Here is a 17,133-nt window from a genome sequence, read left to right on the forward strand (position 1 = left end):
CTATGGCAAAACCAATAGCTTTAGAAAGTGCAATGCAGGCTTTTTCTTCTCAGCAGGCTGTTATTGATAACGCAGTGGCAGCTATAGCGAGACCATCTTTTATAGATATTGCATCACAGGTTTTTGCAAAGCAATCTGTTATTGATAATTCTTTGGCAGCTATGGCAAAACCAATAGCTTTAGAAAGTGCAATGCAAGCTTTTTCTTCTCAGCAGGCTGTTATTGATAACGCAATGGCAGCTATAGCAGATTCCTCTAGTCTTGCGCATGCTATTAAAAGTTTTGCTACAGCTAGTTCAGTTTTTCTATCTGATTCAAGTTATTTATCTGAAATGGCGCAAGTAATATCTGCCGTTAATATGGAGTCAGTAAATGCATCTAGCATAGACAGGGAGCTAGAGAGTACAGAATCTAAATTTAACTTGGTGGAAAATGGTAAAAACTTTCTCAGCACTTTCAAAAGTTTGCCACCTTTAATTCAATTTATACTTTTTGCCTTTTTAATGAATGTCATTTTACCGCAAGTAAATAGCATTTCAGCAAATCTGCTGACTCCTTTAGTAGAAAATTATTTAGAATCTAACAAAAAATCAGATAGGCAAAAAATCAAAGATATCAAAAAAATTTCACTTACATTGAATGATATTGATACAACAGATTTGCGCTTTATAACAGGCAATAACGTGCGTCTTCGAGCTAGCCCTTCTACCAACGCTGAAATTTATGATGAATTAGTCCTAGGCCAAATCGTAACGGTTTTAGCAAAGAAAAGGAATTGGGTAGAAGTTATGTATGCATATGAAGGCGGTGAGTCTATGTCTGGTTGGGTATTTACTAGGCATACCGCAAAATTCGTAAAATGAAACTAACAAGGAACTTTTATATACCAAACTTGTATCATACTACTGACACTAAGCTGTCCTTAAGCCGTAACTCATTATTGTCCAAATACGAGTTGGGTGAACGTCCTTTATTATAACGGGATTTACGATATTAAGTTGCTGTTAAACGGTCGAGTTTGTCTTATGCCGCTGTCAGTTTTGATTAAGCCCTAACAATCAAACCTGACAGATAAAGTTAACACTTATTTAGAAAAAGTTGTTCAATTTAGTTTATTTGTCTTCAGGTCTTTCTGCTATTAATATATCAAGGTTACCTTTCAGAGCAGGAATTTCTGTGGCATTTTGTAAAACTCTTTGTAGGAACCTTTTTTGTTCATTAATTGTTTTATTCTTCAATTCAATCTCTGCTTCAAGTTTCTTTATTCGCTTAAGTAAATCAACATCGGCCTTAATGATTCCCTTCTTAAAATGATCATCTTTAGTGTTTTTTGAAAATTTCTTATGTTTGTAAGCTTGATAAATCCCGTTATAGCTCTCTAATGTTTGTCTTGATACTTGAATATCAAGATCAATTGAAATTTTTTGAGTTAGATTTTTCCATGTAAGCTTTCCTTCCCAAAGAAGGATCATTCTCTCAATGTTAAACTGTGTTTCATTTGTAATTTTAGCTTTAGCTGGCATTGCAAGTTCTACTTTGATTTATTTTTAAAATTAGTTACACCAAAAGAAGAAAGTAACGCTGTCATTCCTTCGGGGATGGAGCTAATACTAGAAGTTTTATCTGTTATTTGGTTTAAAATATCTTCATCTGAAGAAATTGTTAACTTCACTTCATCTATAACATTTGTTTTAGGGTTTGTTATAAATATTTTTTTTTCTTCGGTTGATATCCGAGCTATATTTCCATGTAGTCCATTTTTTAAAATTTGAATGAGCTGTTCAAGTAAAGCAACTTCTTTAGTGTGTTTTAAATACCAATCCTTTTTACAAAGAGATTTAAATATATTTTCTTGTTTTGATAATCTGGCAAGCCTTATTGATTGAAATCTAAGGTCATATTCAAGTAATTTTATAGCATCAGTGTCCCCACATATATAGCAAGAGCTTTCACATAAAAAGCAGCCACTTAAAAAATTATTTATATAATTACAAGGTGTAACAGAAAGCTCTTGTACACATATTCCTGTATCAGTAATGCTTGCAGGGAGTCCACTATAAGTCTTTAACTCATCGTTTGTTATAACTCGGATATCAATATGACTTGCATCGAGATCTAATGTTGAAGTAACCCTATCAACGTTATTCTCTACATTATTATGAATATACTCTAGTGTTTGCTTTATGCTTGTTCTGCCTGACCAAGAGGCTATTACACTTAAGGGAATACCTCCTTTTTCGGCATACGTATTTGCAAAGTGACGTAGTGAATGAAGGCGAAGTTTTTCAGTTTTAAAGCCATACTTATTAAATATATTTGTAGCTGGGTTATTGTCAGAAAAAGCATTTACGAAAATTGTTTTTACTTTGCTTAATGAAATTATATTCAAAGGGCTACCTGACATTCCTTGTACTGAATTAAAATTATGTTTGTTTGGTGCAATACAAAATAAAGCATGCTCAAGGTCAATATATTTTTCAGACTCAACATAGCACTTTGGGAATGTTGGAATATTTTCTTTCTGTAAACGTATAATTTCTTTTTGGAGAGAGCTTATATCTGTAAGTAACTGTATAGTAAGGCGGTTTTTGAAGCTTTTAGTAAGATTTTCTATTTGCAGAAGTCTCTGTATTGAGTATTTTGAAGGGGTTGTTGGATCTACCGCTGACAAGTTAATAACTATATCATTAAGTAATAGTTTACTAATGTTCTTCTCAACAAGTTGGCTACTCTTAGTTTGACCACGTTTTAAATTCCACTTCCATTGACGTTCAGAAACACCTAATAGAATACTATTATGACATTTAAGTACTTCTACTTTATATTTTATTGGGTAAAAGCCTAATGCATACGCAACTGTAAAAATGTTTGGAGGTTGAGAGAAGTCTAACTCTTCGATTCTATTCGGATCTACAACAAAACCGTTTAAAAGCTGCTTCCATGATTGTTTGGTATTTTTTAAAAAACGAACGTAATATCGTTCAGGTTTAAAGTATCCATGAAAAAAATTTATAGCTTTTTTTACATGTGGAGCTAAAGCCTTTAAAACATGGTTTTGATTATCTTGGTACCCTTTACTGCCTGGCCAGTCAAGATAATATATAGGCTCTCCACTTTTAGGTTGAATTGACTTTAGTTTTTGATTTTGTAGTAGAGGGATTTCTGAATTAAGCCGACATGGTGAAGCAAGTCCCAATAAAGCAACAGTTATAGGTATTGCATCTACTATATTAATCATACCTTCTTCGTCGAGTTTTCCGTTCTCATTTACATCTTTAAATACCTCATTGAAAATATAGCCAATAGAAAAAATCATTGATTCGTTGGGTATTTTGAAACCATTTTTATTAGCTCTATCGAGTATATCGTCAGCTGATCTAAGTCTATCACTATGATGCGGCCTTAAATTACCAGAGATCAAATGGTGTCTTTTGCAAAAGTCCCAAAAAATATTAGATTGTTTACAGTCGTTCCAAAACTTAATAGGTAAGTCATTTAGATTTCGATATTTTTCACTTTCTGTTAAAATCTGTGACGCTACAGTAATTCTTAATTGCTTGCTATTATTAACGACCTTTTGCTGTTGTACATCCAGCGCATAAACCTTTAGGAGCAATCCGTAATTTTTTGTAAGCAAGTCTGACTCGTAATTTTTTAATTTTCTGAAGTATGAATCATTTTTAGAGCGCCTTTGCCCTTTAACTGCTTTAGTAAATAAGTAACGATGACGAACTCCTGTATCAACATCTAGAATATACCAAACAGGATCGCCCCATGTTGGTTTTGAATTATCTATAGAAGAAATATTTTTAGGTATTTCATTAGAATATGATTGGAGTAAATCTTGAAGTGCGAGGTGGTATTTATTGAGTACATTCATTTGTTCAACTTTGAATTATGAAGTTTCATTTCAATACAAATTGCTATAGTTAGTTTTATATTGGCTATAATCTTATCTAACTTCTCTGTCGAACCAGAGTGGGTGTAATTACTACTAAATGTTTTTATAAATTCACGTTTTGCAATAGCTTGTTCTAAAATTGCATTATGATTAGCGTCTAATAGAGGTCTAAAGTTTGGGCACCCATAACATGGTAATGGTCTTGTTAAGTTAGACTTATGCTCGCATGCATTGCAGTTAGAAGGTTCTTTCTCTACTCCAAATATATCAATTTCATTTTCTACTGTTGTATCTTCATCGGTTATTGATACCTTTGGATTAAAAGCATCTCGCAGTAACTGATTAGCGGCGTAGTTAGTATCAATATACTGCCTCTCTTTTAAACTTAATTGCAAATAAGCTCTTGCGCCAGGTTCAGTTACATTAGTTATTTTACAAATTTCAGAGATAGGATGACCATTTAGAGCTGCATTACAAAGCCAAGTGTGCCTAAGCCTGTTATTTGTTCCAATGACTTTACCTGTGCGTTCAGATAAACCTTTGCCATAACTTTTCTCTGCGTTTTTAAAAATATTTTCTGATGCATGAAATAATTGCGATCTTTCGTGTAAAATTGAATCAATAAGTTTTCTATTAGAGAAATCAGCTGTAAAAATTTTAATATTTGGAATTATTGGGCAATGATTTATTAAAGTTTCATATTGAGCAGTACTTAATTGGTCACCACACTCATTAATAGCTAAGCTTAGTCCTTTACAATAAATTTCTCTGTACTTTAATAAGAACGCCGAGAATGACTCTGTTAGAGGTATAGACCATTTTTCAGGGAAAAGACGAAAGTTAAAATCTTGATTGCTTTGTTTGATTTTATAACATCTAACATGAAGTGTTTTAACTCCCGTATTCATTGGCTCACCATTCAAATTTGTATCATTGAATGATATTCCAACAGGTAAAATATCTGACCACTTTAGCATAACTATTTGTTTTGGGCGTCTTGCTAACTGTATAAGCAAACGATAAGCAACCATACTTTTCAGGTTTATAAAACTATTGTTCTTTTCACTTGCTTTAGTGTAGTAGTGAAGGTCTTCTGGAGGCTGATTTGGAATACTTCTGCACTTTATCCTAAGGTTCTCAAGTATAGAGTCATATTCGTAATCTGTTAGTCTACCTTTTGTCGGATGTAAACCATTAAAGCTTTGCTTATAACTATATTTACAAGCTAGCCTATAGTGCTTATCAAGTAACGTGTGATTTAATTTTAATGATGAGTTTAAAAAACCACTTATAGTTTTTTTTGTCGAGCCTCTTAGTACATGCCATAAATTCTCAAATTCAGATATGTCAGTACAATCTTTTGGAAAAGCCTGTTTCAAAGAAGCTGTAATTGTAGTGACAGTTGAAGCAGATTTTGTTTCTGCGTAGTAAATCAGAGTATCGAGTAATATATATTTTAGCTTTGAAGTCCTAGGAAAGGATTGAAGCCATGCAATATTAGTTTTACGTCCTTTACCTAAATGTGCTAACTCCCAAGTATTATTAAATGTTTCAACTTTAATACCTGCTTGCGAAATAAACTTCTCTGGTAATTCAGGAATATGAGCTGGTAGCCTGGGTTTACTTTTTGGTTCCATCTATTTTTTCCTGGTGTTCTTTCATTAGTTCAATTGCCGACAATTGCTCATACTTATCATTATAAACTCGGCCCATCTTCGAGTCAGGTTGCCACCCCATAGCACTTCTTCGCATATCCTCTATGAATTCTGAATCAAGACCTTTATTCATTCCTTTTATGCTTAGTTTCTCATTCCACTTATGCCTTAAAGTGTGTGGATGGATTTTATATCCAAGTTTAGAAGAAACTTTGCACAAAATATAATTAACCATTTCCCTAGTAATCGGAAGCCCAGCCGTTTTATGAGTATTCTTTTCTGATACAAATAGAAAATCATGTTGAGTAGCTTTTTCAAATTTTATTCTTACATGGTGAATATAAAAATGAATTTCTTTCATTAACGTTACATTAATCCCTGCGAAATGTGCTCTCCCACACTTTTTATCAGGTTTATTTAATCTAGTATCAGTAGGATCATCTGGGCTTGAATAAATCTTGATCTTGTTATAATCACCATAGAATTGGCAATCAGAAATTTTTAACTTACAGACTTCACTTCTTCTGATACCAGTTTGTCTCAATATTGATAGAATTAAATAATTGCGTAACTTACATTTTTTAAAAGGATTATCTTTTGAACTAGGTAAAACTATTTTTTTAAATGAATCATAAATTTCATCAGGTATTACAGTTTCAACTAACTCTACACTTGAAACGTTATTAGTTCCTTGAGTATAGCTTTCTCGTAATTTTAACTTTGAAATAACCTTATTATATGAATCCTTTAAATTAGACGGTGCTTGTCGATCACCATGGTAGTGTTCATGGATATAGACTAAATACTTCCTAAGAGTTCTTATTCTGCCTGTTGTTGTTTCTGTTGATACTTTGTTTTTATTAAATGATGATGCTGAAATTGCATTCCTGATATATTTACTTTCACTATTATCAGGTACTGAAAATAGATTTTTTTGTGAAAAAGAATCTTTTTTTAGGCGCATGTGCCCATAGAACTGACTTAATTCATTCGGACTTATATACAAACCAGAACTAACTCTAAGCTCTAGATCAATTTCTTCTGCGTCAAAATAATTAAGTACGGTTTTGAGTTCATACGCTACACGGAGTTTGGTTGAATATGATGTGTTTAAAAATACATCATATAGAAACGCATTTGCTAGAGGTAAAATAGGAATATCATTTAAGCCAATAAAGGCAATAAAGCGCTTAGATCCAACTTTATATTGACTAACATTCATACTTTACAAAACCAATCATTACTATAAGTGGATTAGTAAAATATAGCGTACTTTACAAAAAGAGCAAAAAACAATCTAAATATTAATGAGTGACTTTTAATTTTTTCTGAAAGAATAATAGGTTGGAGGAAACAAAAAAGAAATATTAATAATTACAAAAAAGATATTTAATATAATTTACCACCCGATAGGCATACCATTATACGGTCGCCTTCTTCTATCATGTTAAAGTCCATGACGGCTTGGCCAGTAAGACGGCGTAAACGCTTTTGTAGCTTATTTAAGTTGTATTGAGCTTTGGCTTGAGCTGAGTGAGACACTACGCCCCCTTATAAAACAATGCGGCAAATTATTTGCTGAAAATAAAGGGGCGTATTATATACCCAAGTACTATGGGTATTAAAGCGCTAGTTAAGGCTTTGTTTAACTTTTGGCAAGCGGGCTTACGTAGCCATCAGGTTTTAATGCCAAGACATCGCAATCTAGGCTATCAATTACGTGCTCGGCAGTGTTGCCAACCAATGCGGCACTTAGCCCCGTACGCCCTACGGTGCCAATCACCACCAGTTCGCTATTTAAGCGATTTGCTACATCGGGGATCACATCCTCCGGTAGGCCTTCTTCTATAAAGCATTGCTCATTAGTTAAACTAAAGGTTTTAGCAAGCTCGTTGGTAGATTCTATATGATGTTTTTTTACAGATTCGTTATAAAGGCCTGGGTTAAATTCTGGTATCTCTATGGCAATATTAATGGGTGTAGCAGGGTAGGCATTAACTAAGTTAAGTTTAGCGTTGGCAAGTTCACATAAAAATTGTGCATCTTTAATAATGCGTTTATTAAGGGCTACATGCTCATCGTTTTCACTAACCGCATTGACCGCGGCTAAAATATTACCTTGCTCAGGCCAAGCCATTTCTTTTACAAATAACACAGGTGTGGGGCATTTACGTACTAAGTGCCAGTCGGTAGGGGTAAAAATAACCGATTTTAGCGCACCATGCTGATGGGTACTTTTAACAACTAAATCGTATTCTTGTTCAATAACGGTATTAATAATGGCTTCAAAAGGGCGGTTATGCCAGACCACCTGGGTGGTGATATTTACATCTGGGTAGGTAGAAATTATATCCTTAAGCCATAATTCTCTATCGTTTATAACGGCTTTTCGCATTGCTTCGCGCTCTTCAAACGACAACATGGTGGTCATTTCGTAAGAAAAGTCGTAAACAGTCATAAAGGCGGTAATACTGGCGCCTGACTTTTTGGCTAAATCAATCGAGCGAGCTAAACCGTGATGGTCATCCTTAGTGGGATCAATAACGGCTAAAATACGTTTAATAGTGTTCATATGCTACTCCCTTTTTAACTTACTTTCAGTGTAACGTAAATACACAGCAGTTAAAGGGGTAGCACACAAATTGTTGTTCTAAATCAAAGTTACAACACCTATTTGCTTAGCAAGGCTTAATTATTGCTGCCGTTTTGGCAAGTGCGTCACTGTCTAAAATAGTAATAAATTTACCTTCTACCTTTATTAAATCGGCTTTTTGAAAACGGCTTAATAAGCGGCTGATGGTCTCAACGGTTAGGCCTAAGTAGTTACCTATTTCACCACGAGTCATGGTAAATCTAAACTCTTTACGCGAAAATCCGCGCTCGCCAAAGCGCTCCGAAAGGTTATAAATAAAGCTCGCTAGGCGCTCTTCTGCCGATTTTTTATTAAGAAGTAGCAGCATTTCTTGATCGTAGGTAATTTCGCTACTCATTAAACGCATAATTTGTTGGCGAAGTTTGGGTAATTTACCTGCTAACTCATCGAGTGTATCAAACGGAATTTCGCATACCATTGATGTTTCAAGTGCTTGCGAAAAGCTCTGATGAGCCATTTTACTAATAGCATCAAAGCCGACTAAATCGCCGGCTAAGTGAAAACCGGTAATTTGCTCATCACCTTGTTCAGACAATGTGTACGATTTAAATGAGCCTGAGCGTACTGCATAAATTGCATTAAGCGCAGCACCGGATTCAAACAAGTAGTCGCCTTTGTGCAGAGGCTTTTTGCGTTCAATGATTTCGTCAAGTTTATCCATTTCTTGGCCATTTAACGAAAACGGCAAACACAATTGGCTGATGCTGCAGTTGTTACAGCTAATTGCACAATTACTTTTAGCGCGACTTTGAGAGAAATCCATAATTTAATCCGTTTTAATTTTTATACACAGCAGTGAAAATAAACCGAGTGGCTTAATGCCGCTGACGATTAATGTACTAGTTTGTCGGTGGCAATGATCAACAGGTACATACCATACCAAATTATAATACTGCCTAACACAATTCGCGTCCATGGGTGGTTAATAACACTATTAAGTTTTTGGGCGGCCAGGCCTAAGGTGATCATGGCCGGAAAGGTGCCAAGCGCAAAGCAAAGCATCACTAGGGCACCATCAAATGCGCTAGGGCTGGTCATTGCCCATGTGAGCGCTGAATAAACCAAACCACAGGGTAGCCACCCCCACAACGCGCCGTAACCCAATGCTTTAGCTGTTGAATCTACTGGCATTAAATATTTATTAAGCTTAACAATATGCTGCCAAATAAGTGTTTTGCCTATTTTTTCAAGCCATTGCAGAGTGGGGCCTAAGCGCATTATATACACGCCTACCAGCAGCATAAAAATAGCCGCAATGAATGAAAGGGTTACAGAAAAAAACGTATTTTGCTTTGCAAATTGGCTACTTATACCCGCAACGAGTGCGCCAGCTAGCATGTAGCTAAATGCTCGGCCAATGTTATAAGCAAATGAATAAATAACAGATTGGCGCTTGTTACTGGCCAATTGCAATGAGCTGGCAATACCACCGCACATGGCAAGGCAATGCCCGCTACCAATTAAACCCATTAAAAAGGCGCTGGTGTAAAGTGGGTCAATCATTACTTTTGTTGTGCTGTTCTTTATCATCTTCAAACAAAATGCTATGACCTTGTTTGTTTAAATCAGAGAATTGCTCGCTTTTAACGGCCCAAAAAAACACGCCAATGGCAATAATCACAAATAATATGGCAATCGGGATTAAAATATAAATTATGCTCATAACTTTAAAAGCCTTAGTGAATTACTAATCACAATAATTGAGCTGGCAGACATACCAATAACGGCCATCCACGGTGCAACAAGCCCAAGCGCTGCAAGCGGTAAAATAGAGGCATTATACAACAAAGACAGCGCCAGGTTTTGCTTAATGATTCGCCTGGTTTGCTTAGCAACATTGAGTAGGTGCGCAATTGAGGCTAAATCACTGTTTAACAGCACTACATCGGCACTGTTTTTAGAAATGTCGGCTCCGGTTTCCATTGCAATGGATAAATGGGCACTGGCAAATACTGGGCTGTCGTTAATGCCATCGCCTACCATGGCAACTACTTCGTTTTGTGATGACCATAGCTCCACGGCGGTTTGTTTATCTTTAGGCGACAGGGCGCTTTGGCTGCTGTTGAGCTTTAATTGTTTTGCTATTTTTTGCCCAGCATCTGATGCATCGCCTGTGAGCATATGACAGCTCAAGTTTTGTGCTTGTAAGGTACTTATAAGCTCATTGGCACCGGGTTTTACTTTATCTATAAAGTAAAAACGAGCAACTACGCGTTTATTTATAAATAGGCTTGCTTGGGCATTTGTTTTTTTACTGTCAAACCAGCCGCTTTTACCAATAGCGTAATGTTCATCCGCGCTTTGTGCACTAATGCCCATACCTGGGTGTACAGTAATGTTTGTAAGGGCAAGCTCGGTGGTGGCGTATTTATTAAATGCGCTGGCTATGGGGTGCTCAGAATAACGCTCTAACTGGGCTGCAATATTTAGCGCTTGCTCTTTAGAGATTGTATCATCGAGTATATCAATGGCATCTAAGCTAAATTTACCTTGTGTGAGGGTGCCTGTTTTATCAAAGGCAAACAGCGTTAATTGCGAGAGGGTTTCGAGCACATGCGCTTGTTTAATTAGCACCCCTTTGCGGGTGAGCGTGGCTACAGCGCACGTTAATGCGGTAGGTATAGCAAGGCTAAGTGCGCAAGGGCAAGTAGCAACCAATACAGAAATAGTGATCCAAAAAGCGTGCTCTGGGTCAATTTGGTACCAGCCAATGGCCGTTATAGAGGCAAAAACTAGCAAGCAGGCAATAAACCACTGGGCAACTTTATCGGTAATTTCTACCAGTTTAGGGCGCTTGGTAAGCGCTGTGTGTTGTAAGTGTATAATTTGGTTTAGTAGGGTGTTTTGGCCAATTTTATTTATTTTTATTTCTATTACGCCATCGTGATTAACACACCCGGCATACACATTATGGCCAATAAACTTATTAACGGGCTGATGCTCACCGGTCATCATCGATTCATCAACGCTTGTTTGTCCCTTGATAAGCTCTCCGTCAGCGGGGATAGTTTCGCCAGCTTTGATGAGTACAACATCATTAAGCTTAAGTTTTTTTGCAGCAATAATATGCTCTTGGCCGCTATCATCAAGGGTGCGGGCGGTTAAAGGTAGCAGCTTTTGTAAGTTGGCGGTAAACTCGCTGGCTTTTAATCGGGCTCTAAACTCAAGGTATTTACCTAATAATAATAAAAAGGTAAACATACATACCGATTCAAAATACACTTCGCCTACTTGCATAAATGTGGCATAACAGCTGGCGCTATACGCACCAAAAATAGCCAGCGAAACGGGTAAGTCCATATTTAACTGTTTTGCTTTTAAGCCATTAATAGCGTTAGTTAAAAAGGGTAATGCGCTGTATAAAATAACGGGGGAGGCAAGCACTAGGCTTATCCACCTAAAGTATTGCTCAAAGTTATTATCCATACCCGAGAACATGCCAAAGTACATGGCAAAGGCAAACATCATCACTTGCATGGTCATAAGCCCTGCAACACCTAAGCGGCGTATATAGGCTTTTGCTGTTTGTTGCTTTTGTTGGGCTTCGTCATCGGCTTGAAACGGGTAAGCTTTATAGCCAATTTTGGCTAAGGAAGTAATAATTTCGCTCAGCGGGGTTTGGGTTTTATCCCATTGGATCATGGCACGGTTAGTTGAGGTATTTACATCAACGCGCTTTACCGTTTTTAAGCTAAGTAATTGCTTTTCGATAAGCCATGCACACGCGGCGCAGGTAATGCCTTCAACACTTAAAAGTACTTGGGATAAGTTATCGGTTGTGGCTATAAACTCATCTTGTATGTCTTCGTTGTCGTAGCTTTTAATAAACGCGAGTTGCTCAGGGACTAACTGCTCTACTTTACCAGCGCGTACGGTGCGGTATTTGTAATAGTCGGTCATGCCTTGGTCAACAATGTTTTGCGCAACCGCTTGGCAGCCAATACAGCACATAGGCTGTGGCGTGTTATCTATTGTTACGGTTGCGCGAAATCCATTTGGCACACTTTCAAGGCAATGAAAGCAAGAAACGCTCATAGTGGTGGCTACTTATAATTTGGGGTAACTAACAATGGCTGCTCTGTAGGAAGAGTAATGTTTTCTTTTAACTTCCAACTACCATCCACCGGCTCTATAAATACAGAGTAAGCACCTGGTGTGTAGTTATCTAAAAGGGCAGTAAATTCTTTATTTGCATTAGGGGTAAGCGTTGCTTCAAAGTCATGCGCTTTGATGGTGCGATGATAAAAAGACAGCTTTAAAGCGTGCACGTTACTATAATCGCCTTTGGTAAAGGCAAAACTGGCACGCTCGTTTGTAACATTAAGCTTGCCATGTAAAAACAGGGCTTTGGCTTTTTCAAACTTAGTAAGTTCTAAGTTTATTGCTTTGCCTTTTTTATAGTAATCATCAACCACCATATCTGGGCCGTTGCCTACAGCAGTAATAATTAAGGTTATGCACCCGATAATGGCCGCTAGCGGAAAAAAGATTAAAAACCAAGGCCAAAAATTTTTATACCACGGAGTAGGTTGCATAGTTGCTCTAAAATTAGTTTAGGTAGGGCTATTTTATAGCAAATATTTGTAAAAGACTAAAAAAAAGCCTCCGACTGGAGGCTTTTTTGATCTGGATTAATCTGTTGAAATAAAAAGATTAATTAATAGTTAACTCGGTGTTTATTTATCTTGCGATAAACTGTAAACATAGGCAGTTAACAGGTGAATTTTATCTTCACCTAAAATGTCTTTCCATGCTGGCATTACACCGGCGCGGCCATGGTTAAGGGTTTCTTCAACAGCGCGTTGAGAGCCACCGTATAACCAAATGTTATCTGTAAGATTTGGTGCACCAAACGGTAAGTTATGTGCAACAGAGCCTTTACCATCTGCACCGTGACACGCGGCACACATCGCAAACTTAGCGGCACCTGCAGCGGCATCTTTTTGGTTAACAGTACGACCAGACAAGCTAAGTACGTGGGCTGTCATTTCTTTAACGCCTTGCTCACCAAGTGCTGCACTCCAAGAAGGCATTGCTGCTACACGACCATAAAGAAGCGTTTCTTTAATTTTGTCTGGTGAACCACCGTATAACCAATCTTTATCAGTTAGGTTAGGGAAGCCAGTTGCACCACGTGCATCTGAACCATGACATTGCGCACAGTTTTGCGAGAATAAACGCTGACCAATTTCAAGTGCTAACTGGCCGTCTGTTTGTTCATGCTTTTCGCCATTTTCAAGGGCTACTTGCTGCGCTGCATCACCTTCAAATTTAGAGTTAACTAAATCTAATACTGGTACTTGTGCAAGCTTGTTAAAAATAGGACCAAAGCGCTCTTGTGCTGCTTCGTATTCTTTATCAAGCTTTACATAGCGGCCTTCTTCTTTTGCTTTAGCCGTGGCTTCTTTAGATTCCGCTAAAGAGGTAATACCTTGGTTAGAGCTTGTCCATTTACCTAAGCCTTCCCAGTTACCTAAACCTGGATAAGCTGCTAAGTAATATACCGACCAAATAAATGTTGCGAAGAACATGTACGTCCACCATTTTGGGAGTGGATTATTTAGTTCGGTAATGCCGTCATATTCATGTCCGCAGTCTTCACCTTCTTTTACGCCAGCATAGTTTTTAAGGTTCCAAACTAATAAGCTAAAAATGATGATTAAGCAGGCTAGGGTTAATACAATAACCCAAATACTCCAAAAGCTAGTCATTTTTCAGACTCCTTTTCCTCGTTAGAGAGTGTGTTGTTATGTTTTTTTTCATCTTCGAAAATGGCATTAGCAGCGTCATCAAAACGATTTTTGCTACGCTTGCTGTATGCCCATACAACAATCACAATAAACAATACTAAAATTACCAGAGTCAAAATGCCTCTGTATGTTCCGTAATCCATAATAATTACTTCAAGTGGGTGCCAAGTTGCTGTAAATACGCGATTAGGGCTTGCATTTCTGTTGCGCCTTCGCCGTTATTCATAGCGTTAACTTTATCAACATCTGCTTGTAGCTCTTCGTCGCTGCCATAACCTAAACCCAAGTGTTTAGGGTTTTTTGGGTTGATAGCAAAAGTATCACGGAAAATTTGTAGTTTTTTCAGAGTCAGGCTGGTATCAACCTTTGTCTCTGCTAACCAAGGAAAACCTGGCATGTTCGACTCAGGAACCACGGCGCGTGGGTCAACTAAGTGTGCATAATGCCAATCGTCCGAGTAACGGTTACCTACACGTGCAAGGTCAGGGCCAGTACGTTTAGAACCCCATTGGAAAGGGTGATCCCATACTGATTCGCCCGCTACAGAGTAGTGACCGTAACGCTCAACTTCATCACGAAAAGGACGAATCATTTGTGAGTGACAGTTATAACAACCTTCACGTACATAAATGTCACGGCCTTCCATTTCAAGCGCGTTAAGTGGGCGCAAACCTTCTACAGGCTTTGTTGTATCGTCTTGGAACATTAGCGGAGTAATTTCAACTAATGCACCAAAACTAATAGCAAAAACAGTCAGAATAGCCATTAGGCCAACGTTCTTTTCTACTATTTCATGTTTGTTTTGTGAATTTTTATTGCTCATCATCTCACTCCGTTATGCTAATTGTGCTTGCGCGTCTAACTTCAGTGATTCTTTCTCAGCTGAAATTGTACGCAGAACGTTGTAAGCCATAACTAACATACCTGTAACGATGAATACACCGCCTACAAAGCGCATAATATAGAAAGGATGTGATGCTTCTAAAGACTGAACAAAGCTGTACATTAATGTACCGTCAGAGTTAACTGCGCGCCACATTAGACCTTGCATAACACCTGAGATCCACATTGCAACAATGTAAAGTACAACACCTACTGTGTGTAACCAAAAGTGCGTGTTAACCAATTTAACGCTGTACATACGACCTTGTGCGAATAACGCAGGGATAAGGTGGTAAATAGCACCAATTGAAATCATCGCAACCCAACCTAGTGCACCTGAGTGTACGTGGCCAATAGTCCAATCTGTGTAGTGAGATAATGCATTTACAGATTTAATTGCCATCATTGGGCCTTCAAACGTAGACATACCGTAGAAAGACAATGAAACAACTAAGAAACGCAGTACTGGGTCGGTACGTAGCTTATGCCAAGCGCCAGAAAGCGTCATTATACCGTTAATCATACCACCCCAAGACGGTACAAACAGGATAATAGACATAACCATACCTAAACTTTGCGTCCAATCAGGAAGCGCAGTGTAGTGAAGGTGGTGAGGACCTGCCCAAATGTAAAGTGAAATAAGTGCCCAAAAGTGAACTACCGATAAACGGTAAGAGTAAACTGGGCGACCTGCTTGCTTTGGTACAAAGTAGTACATCATACCTAAGAAACCAGCCGTTAGTAGGAAACCTACAGCGTTGTGACCGTACCACCACTGAACCATTGCATCTACCGCACCTGCGTAGATTGAGTATGATTTAGTTAACGACACAGGCACTGCCATGCTGTTTACAATGTGTAGCACTGCAACAGTAATAATAAAGCCAGCGTAGAACCAGTTAGCAACGTAGATGTGCGATACTTTACGTTTGATCAGCGTACCAAAAAATACGACTGCGTAAACTATCCATACTACCGCGATTAAAATATCGATTGGCCACTCAAGCTCTGCATATTCTTTAGAGCTAGTAATACCCAGTGGTAATGTAATTACGGCTAATACAATAACAAGCTGCCAACCCCAAAAAGAAAAAGCGGCGAGTTTGTCTGAGAAAAGGCGCGTTTGACAAGTACGTTGAACGACGTAATAAGACGTCGCAAAAAGTGCACTGGTACCAAATGCGAAAATTACTGCGTTCGTGTGTAACGGACGTAGTCGAGAGTATGTTAACCATGGTGTATCAAAGTTAAGTGCTGGCCAAGCTAATTGGGCAGCAATCAGAACCCCAATACTCATGCCAACGATGCCCCAAATCACTGTCATAATAGCGAATTGGCGTACAACTTTATAGTTATACTCAGTTTGTGATGCTACTGTTTGGCTCATTTTCTGGCTTCCGCTGCAATAAATGCGTTTAGAAATGAATTACCCACCGTTTAAAGTGGGGCCTACTATTTTCCCCAAGCGTATTACCTAAAACGTTCAAAGCCTGAATGCTTCAGAAAACAAACTCGAGAAACCCTTATTTTTTGCGGGTGAAATGATAAATTTTTTGACCTAAAAAAGATAGGTCAATTACATAAAATTATGACATCAATCAAAGTTTGTGAGTTTGTTGTTTATTTTTTGATACAGATTGTACCTATATTAACCAAACATTACACTGGCTATTGTTATTTCAAAGCATGCTAATTAAGATTTGTTTTTATTTAGCGCGGATTTGTTATGCATATATATAGATTATCTTTGTTTTTAATGCTGTTTTTTGTATTAACAGGCTGCGACAATGCCAACCAAAAAGATCAAAAAGCACTGTTAAAAACAAATTGCAACACGAATCAGCGCTGTATTTATAATACCGGTGTTAAAGTATGGTTAAGTGATAAAAATATTACCCCCGAAACCCCCTTTAGTATTTACCTTGATTTACCCGACCACCTAAAAATAGATAACGCTAAGCTTGAAAGTATAACCATGTATATGGGTTTTATTCCGCAAAAGTTCACTAAAGAAGCAACTATTTATAAAAGTGACACTATGGTGGGCATATGCTCTGAGAAAAATATGCTGTGGCAACTGGTGCTTAATTTAAGCAATGTTCAAACTGGTGAGCAAATCACTCACTTTTATAATTTTTATGTAACGTATTAAGGTACCTTTTTCCTGCTAATCATTTTTTTAGCTGGCGCATAACAAAAGTCAGCTATTAATAAGGTATTACTATAATTAGGCATTACTATTTAGCGGTACGTCTTATATATGGCAATAGCAGGTGTATAAAATTGTATTTA

The 17,133-nt window shown here is 37.6% G+C and carries 16 protein-coding genes and 1 pseudogene; 2 read left to right on the top strand and 15 right to left on the bottom strand.

The window, feature by feature from the left end:
* On the top strand, positions 1-863 hold an 863-nt coding region (locus PSH48_RS18870; protein ID WP_273612111.1), incomplete at its 5' end, for an SH3 domain-containing protein.
* Positions 864-1,112: 249 nt separating this feature from the next.
* Here PSH48_RS18870 and PSH48_RS18875 read toward each other — a convergent pair.
* The 15 genes and pseudogenes from PSH48_RS18875 to ccoN form a co-directional block, all read right to left on the bottom strand.
* Positions 1,113-1,523: a hypothetical protein gene (locus PSH48_RS18875; RefSeq protein ID WP_273612112.1), complete on the bottom strand. Its 411-nt coding sequence runs from the start codon at positions 1,521-1,523 to the stop codon at positions 1,113-1,115.
* A gap of 8 nt (positions 1,524-1,531) precedes the next feature.
* Positions 1,532-3,880: a hypothetical protein gene (locus PSH48_RS18880; RefSeq protein WP_273612113.1), complete on the bottom strand. Its 2,349-nt coding sequence runs from the start codon at positions 3,878-3,880 to the stop codon at positions 1,532-1,534.
* The gene (locus PSH48_RS18885; protein WP_273612114.1) at positions 3,877-5,538 is read right to left on the bottom strand and encodes a hypothetical protein; all 1,662 of its coding nucleotides are present in this window, start codon (positions 5,536-5,538) and stop codon (positions 3,877-3,879) included. The genes PSH48_RS18880 and PSH48_RS18885 overlap by 4 nt, the downstream gene beginning before the upstream one ends.
* Complete coding sequence (locus PSH48_RS18890) at positions 5,522-6,778, bottom strand: site-specific integrase (protein ID WP_273612115.1); 1,257 nt, start codon at positions 6,776-6,778, stop codon at positions 5,522-5,524. Before PSH48_RS18890 ends, PSH48_RS18885 begins: the two co-directional genes overlap by 17 nt.
* A 176-nt stretch (positions 6,779-6,954) precedes the next feature.
* Positions 6,955-7,098, bottom strand: a pseudogene (locus PSH48_RS18895) (tRNA 2-thiocytidine(32) synthetase TtcA); the annotation flags it as partial.
* A 103-nt stretch (positions 7,099-7,201) separates the two neighbouring features.
* Positions 7,202-8,128: a universal stress protein UspE gene (gene uspE / locus PSH48_RS18900; protein ID WP_024032584.1), complete on the bottom strand. Its 927-nt coding sequence runs from the start codon at positions 8,126-8,128 to the stop codon at positions 7,202-7,204.
* Between the two features lie 106 nt (positions 8,129-8,234).
* A complete protein-coding gene (locus tag PSH48_RS18905) occupies positions 8,235-8,972 on the bottom strand; it encodes an FNR family transcription factor (protein ID WP_024032585.1) in 738 nt (245 codons plus the stop codon).
* A gap of 68 nt (positions 8,973-9,040) precedes the next feature.
* Positions 9,041-9,712 carry a sulfite exporter TauE/SafE family protein gene (locus PSH48_RS18910; RefSeq protein WP_273612116.1) on the bottom strand — a complete coding sequence of 224 codons (672 nt, stop codon included), beginning with the start codon at positions 9,710-9,712 and terminating at the stop codon, positions 9,041-9,043.
* Positions 9,705-9,872, bottom strand: coding sequence for a cbb3-type cytochrome oxidase assembly protein CcoS (ccoS, locus tag PSH48_RS18915; protein WP_002963071.1), 168 nt, complete (start codon positions 9,870-9,872; stop codon positions 9,705-9,707). The genes PSH48_RS18910 and ccoS overlap by 8 nt, the downstream gene beginning before the upstream one ends.
* Positions 9,869-12,244, bottom strand: a complete 2,376-nt coding sequence (locus PSH48_RS18920) for a heavy metal translocating P-type ATPase (protein WP_273612117.1) — start codon at positions 12,242-12,244, stop codon at positions 9,869-9,871. Before PSH48_RS18920 ends, ccoS begins: the two co-directional genes overlap by 4 nt.
* 8 nt (positions 12,245-12,252) lie before the next feature.
* Complete coding sequence (locus PSH48_RS18925; protein WP_004588822.1) at positions 12,253-12,744, bottom strand: FixH family protein; 492 nt, start codon at positions 12,742-12,744, stop codon at positions 12,253-12,255.
* A gap of 141 nt (positions 12,745-12,885) precedes the next feature.
* Positions 12,886-13,920, bottom strand: a complete 1,035-nt coding sequence (gene ccoP, locus PSH48_RS18930; protein WP_054982343.1) for a cytochrome-c oxidase, cbb3-type subunit III — start codon at positions 13,918-13,920, stop codon at positions 12,886-12,888.
* The gene (locus PSH48_RS18935) at positions 13,917-14,102 is read right to left on the bottom strand and encodes a CcoQ/FixQ family Cbb3-type cytochrome c oxidase assembly chaperone (protein WP_004588824.1); all 186 of its coding nucleotides are present in this window, start codon (positions 14,100-14,102) and stop codon (positions 13,917-13,919) included. The genes ccoP and PSH48_RS18935 overlap by 4 nt, the downstream gene beginning before the upstream one ends.
* A gap of 5 nt (positions 14,103-14,107) precedes the next feature.
* Positions 14,108-14,782, bottom strand: a complete 675-nt coding sequence (gene ccoO, locus PSH48_RS18940) for a cytochrome-c oxidase, cbb3-type subunit II (RefSeq protein ID WP_256850593.1) — start codon at positions 14,780-14,782, stop codon at positions 14,108-14,110.
* A 12-nt stretch (positions 14,783-14,794) separates the two neighbouring features.
* The gene (gene ccoN / locus PSH48_RS18945; RefSeq protein WP_004588826.1) at positions 14,795-16,228 is read right to left on the bottom strand and encodes a cytochrome-c oxidase, cbb3-type subunit I; all 1,434 of its coding nucleotides are present in this window, start codon (positions 16,226-16,228) and stop codon (positions 14,795-14,797) included.
* A 339-nt stretch (positions 16,229-16,567) separates the two neighbouring features.
* On the opposite strand from ccoN, the gene PSH48_RS18950 reads away from it, so the two are divergent.
* Positions 16,568-16,993, top strand: a complete 426-nt coding sequence (locus PSH48_RS18950) for a hypothetical protein (protein ID WP_273612118.1) — start codon at positions 16,568-16,570, stop codon at positions 16,991-16,993.
* Positions 16,994-17,133: the final 140 nt, after the last annotated feature.

This window comes from Pseudoalteromonas sp. Angola-4, from assembly GCF_028599265.1.
In the GTDB taxonomy this organism is placed as follows: Bacteria; Pseudomonadota; Gammaproteobacteria; order Enterobacterales; family Alteromonadaceae; genus Pseudoalteromonas; species Pseudoalteromonas atlantica.

Excerpts from the sequence above, each read along its gene's own strand:
- PSH48_RS18875 (WP_273612112.1), bottom strand. The coding sequence starts at position 1,523 with ATGCCAGCTAAAGCTAAAATTACAAATGAAACACAGTTTAACATTGAG.
- PSH48_RS18880 (WP_273612113.1), bottom strand. The coding sequence starts at position 3,880 with ATGAATGTACTCAATAAATACCACCTCGCACTTCAAGATTTACTCCAA.
- PSH48_RS18885 (WP_273612114.1), bottom strand. The coding sequence starts at position 5,538 with ATGGAACCAAAAAGTAAACCCAGGCTACCAGCTCATATTCCTGAATTA.
- PSH48_RS18890 (WP_273612115.1), bottom strand. The coding sequence starts at position 6,778 with ATGAATGTTAGTCAATATAAAGTTGGATCTAAGCGCTTTATTGCCTTT.
- uspE (WP_024032584.1), bottom strand. The coding sequence starts at position 8,128 with ATGAACACTATTAAACGTATTTTAGCCGTTATTGATCCCACTAAGGAT.
- PSH48_RS18905 (WP_024032585.1), bottom strand. The coding sequence starts at position 8,972 with ATGGATTTCTCTCAAAGTCGCGCTAAAAGTAATTGTGCAATTAGCTGT.
- PSH48_RS18910 (WP_273612116.1), bottom strand. The coding sequence starts at position 9,712 with ATGATTGACCCACTTTACACCAGCGCCTTTTTAATGGGTTTAATTGGT.
- ccoS (WP_002963071.1), bottom strand. The coding sequence starts at position 9,872 with ATGAGCATAATTTATATTTTAATCCCGATTGCCATATTATTTGTGATT.
- PSH48_RS18920 (WP_273612117.1), bottom strand. The coding sequence starts at position 12,244 with ATGAGCGTTTCTTGCTTTCATTGCCTTGAAAGTGTGCCAAATGGATTT.
- PSH48_RS18925 (WP_004588822.1), bottom strand. The coding sequence starts at position 12,744 with ATGCAACCTACTCCGTGGTATAAAAATTTTTGGCCTTGGTTTTTAATC.
- ccoP (WP_054982343.1), bottom strand. The coding sequence starts at position 13,920 with ATGACTAGCTTTTGGAGTATTTGGGTTATTGTATTAACCCTAGCCTGC.
- PSH48_RS18935 (WP_004588824.1), bottom strand. The coding sequence starts at position 14,102 with ATGGATTACGGAACATACAGAGGCATTTTGACTCTGGTAATTTTAGTA.
- ccoO (WP_256850593.1), bottom strand. The coding sequence starts at position 14,782 with ATGAGCAATAAAAATTCACAAAACAAACATGAAATAGTAGAAAAGAAC.
- ccoN (WP_004588826.1), bottom strand. The coding sequence starts at position 16,228 with ATGAGCCAAACAGTAGCATCACAAACTGAGTATAACTATAAAGTTGTA.
- PSH48_RS18950 (WP_273612118.1), top strand. The coding sequence starts at position 16,568 with ATGCATATATATAGATTATCTTTGTTTTTAATGCTGTTTTTTGTATTA.